The 2876-nt window shown below is 76.3% G+C and carries 4 protein-coding genes; 2 read left to right on the top strand and 2 right to left on the bottom strand.

Annotation, left to right across the window (positions count from 1 at the left end):
- Together GV155_RS20550 and GV155_RS19720 are read left to right on the top strand one after the other, a co-directional pair.
- Window positions 1–334: helix-turn-helix domain-containing protein (locus GV155_RS20550; RefSeq protein ID WP_201300387.1), on the top strand; the 334-nt coding region annotated here is incomplete at its 5' end.
- A 164-nt stretch (window positions 335–498) separates the two neighbouring features.
- Window positions 499–702, top strand: a complete 204-nt coding sequence (locus GV155_RS19720; RefSeq protein ID WP_160011922.1) for a hypothetical protein — start codon at window positions 499–501, stop codon at window positions 700–702.
- 188 nt (window positions 703–890) lie between these two features.
- On the opposite strand, the gene GV155_RS19715 is transcribed toward GV155_RS19720, so the two are convergent.
- Both GV155_RS19715 and ssd read right to left on the bottom strand, forming a co-directional pair.
- Window positions 891–1793 carry an ATPase, T2SS/T4P/T4SS family gene (locus GV155_RS19715; protein ID WP_328820830.1) on the bottom strand — a complete coding sequence of 301 codons (903 nt, stop codon included), beginning with the start codon at window positions 1791–1793 and terminating at the stop codon, window positions 891–893.
- The coding region (ssd, locus tag GV155_RS19710) for a septum site-determining protein Ssd (RefSeq protein WP_160011920.1) at window positions 1790–2876 on the bottom strand (1087 nt) is incomplete at its 5' end. The genes GV155_RS19715 and ssd, both read right to left, overlap by 4 nt.

Genomic DNA, 2876 nt, shown 5'->3' with positions numbered 1-2876 from the left:
CCGTCCCGGCCGCGGGCCCGCCGGGCCAGATGGCGTCGACATTGCCGACCTCATCGCCGGTCGTGAACGAGGCAACCACCGACCCGACCCCAACGCCCGCCACATCCGCCTGGCCGGCGCCGGCACCCGCACCATCCACCAGCTCGCGGCCACCACACCCGACAGCCTCATCACCACCGTTGAGGCAGCCGCGCTCCTCGGACTGCGCCCAGCGACCATCCGATCCTGGGTCCACCGCGGGCACCTCCAGCCCACCCCAAGAACCGGCGAGCACCCCAGGCGCCAACAGATGTACCGACTCGTCGACATCTACGACGCCGCCCGCCGCCGCTGACTCCGACCCACACAGAACGGAGACACCCCTGAAGCCGCCCTGACCGGTCACACCTCACCCACTTCCGAAGACGCCCACCGGCGTCCTAACCCCCACAACTCAACAGCTCGACCTGTCCAGGCCCGCCACCGTGCGGGCCTTCTGCATGCCCGAGGGGATGTCACATGTCGAACACCGCCGCGTTCGGGTCGCTCGCAGCGACCGGGATCACCGCCGCGCTCACCGAGAGCACTGTTGCGCTGGTCCTGTGGATGGTTCTCGCCGTGCCGTTCCTCGTCATCGAAGTAGTCCTCCTGGCGCTCTGCATCCGCCACGCCGAAGACGGCGCCGCGTTCCGGGAGATCTACCGCGCATGGCGAGGACTCTGACGAGCGCCAGCAACACCACGAACGCGCAGACGGACTCCTACCCCCTCGCGCGGCACCCCGCGCCCACATCGTTCAGTGGTCTGCACGACAAGTGTCTCGGGGAGAGTCTTGGGCCCGGTCGGAGTGTCCTGGCCGGACAAGTCAGTGTCCCGAGTAGAGCCAGGTGTCCCGGTCGGAGCGCAGGACACTCACAGGAGAAGCCGCACCTCACCGACGACGACCCGGTCGGGGCGCATCCGCAGCGACTGCCGCACCAGGGTGCGCAGGTCCACCGCACCGGCCCCCTCGGCGTTGGCCAGCCGGGCCTCGAGGCCGACGACGTGCGGGTGGCGGGGCCGCAGCTCGGAGGAGTCCTCCACGACGACGAGCCTCTCCGCCGGGTCCACCTCGCCCAGCATCGCCGCGAGCAGCGTCGTCTTGCCCGTGCCGGTCCCGCCCGTCACCAGGAAGGCCAGGCGCCGCGCCACCACGTCGCGCAGCAGCGAGGCCACCTCGGCATCCATCATCCCCAGCGCGACCAGTCCGGCCAGGTCCGGCGCCTCGCGCCGCGGCAGCCGCAGCGAGATCGAGGACCCGGGCCGCGCCAGCGGCGCCAGCACCGCGTGGCAGCGGGTGCCGTCGGGCAGCCGGACGTCGACGTACGGCGTGGCGTCGTCGAGGCGTCGGCCCCCGAGCGCGGCCAGCCGCTGTGCCAGTCGCCGGACGGCGGCCTCGTCGGGCAGCACCACGTCGGTCGCCTCCAGCCCGCACCCGCGGTCCACCCGGACCGGCTCGCACCCGTTGACCAGGACGTCGGTGACGCCGTCGAGCCGCAGCAACGGCTCCAGCGGACCCGCCCCGACCACGTCGCGGCGGAGCTCCTCGAAGACAGCCAGCACGGTGGCGTCGCCGACCGGGCCGCCGGTCGCCCGGAGGGCCGCCGCGACGCGGTGCGGTGTCAGGTCCCCGGGCTCCCCGGCCAGCAGGTCGCGCACTCGCTCGACCTCCACCGCCCACGTCGACCCGCCCGTCGACCCGCCCGTCGACCCGCCCCTCGGCCCGACCGACCTGCCCACGGCGATCCCGGCCACCACCCCGTCCACGGTGGTCACGCCACCAGACCGGACGGCCCGCGGACGGCCAGCAGCGTCAGCACCTCCGCAGCAGCGCGACCCAGGGCGCCCCGGCGGTGGCGCACCGGGCCGAACCCCAGGTCGACCGACTCGGCCAGCCCGCGCTGGTCGGACATGCTCAGCAGCAGGGGCAGCCCCGTGGCGCGCTCCAGCCGGCCGGCGGCCACCGGGTCCCCGCGCACCAGGAGCAGCGGCGCGGTCCGCCCGGCGAGGGCGTCGACCAGCCGGACCGCCGAGGCGGCGGGCGCCAGACCCGGTCGGGCCACCACCAGCAGCCGGTCGAGCCGGGTCAGCACGTCGCCGCCGGTCGCGACCTGCCGGGCGAGGTCGACCACGACCAGCCGGTGGCCCCGGCGGGCGGCGTCGAGGACGGCGCCGACCACGCCCGGCGGCGGTGCGGTCGTGCGGCCGCCGTCCCGCCAGGTGAGCACGCCGAGGTCGCCCTGCCGTGGCACCGCCTCCCTCAGGGCACGGGCGCCGAGCCGGCCGGCGCTCCGGTCCAGGTCGTCCCACCCGACCCCGGGCCGGTCGTCCAGGCCGACCACCCGGTCCAGGCCCGGTCCGTGCGGGTCGAGGTCGACCAGCAGCGTGCGGCCGCGGCCCGAGCCCACCTGGCCGAGCGCGGCGACCAGGGTGGTCACCCCCGCGCCACCGCTGCCGCCCACGACGCCGACGACCACGCCGGGGCCGTCCGGGACGCCCACCACGGCCGGGTTCGCCCCTCGCGCCGCGCGCCGCCCGGTCGGCCCCTCGGCGCCCCCGGGCGGCTCGGCCGCGTCGGCGACCAGGTCGCTGACCCAGCCGTCGCAGCGCGGCAGGTCCAGGACGTCCTCGGCCCCGAGCGTGAGGGCGTCGCGGTAGGCGTCGTCCGGCACCGGCGGCCAGGTGACCAGGTGCACCGCCCCGCGCCGCGCCGGGCTCAGGGAGACCAGCTCCGCCGCCGCGTCGGTCCCGACCAGCACCAGCCCGGCGCCGGCCCACCCGCGCAGGGCGGCGGCCGGCTCCGCCGGGGCCGCCACCGCCGAACCGGCGGCGGCGGCCAGTCGCACCAGGTGCTCGCGC

Source organism: Nocardioides sp. AX2bis, from assembly GCF_902506435.1.
Taxonomy (GTDB): Bacteria; Actinomycetota; Actinomycetes; order Propionibacteriales; family Nocardioidaceae; genus Nocardioides.
The sequence above is the reverse complement of the archived record's forward strand: the minus strand, read 5'-3'. Positions and strand labels throughout refer to the sequence as shown.

Coding starts and splice junctions, on each gene's coding strand:
- GV155_RS19720 (WP_160011922.1), top strand. CDS start 499: ATGTCGAACACCGCCGCGTTCGGGTCGCTCGCAGCGACCGGGATCACC.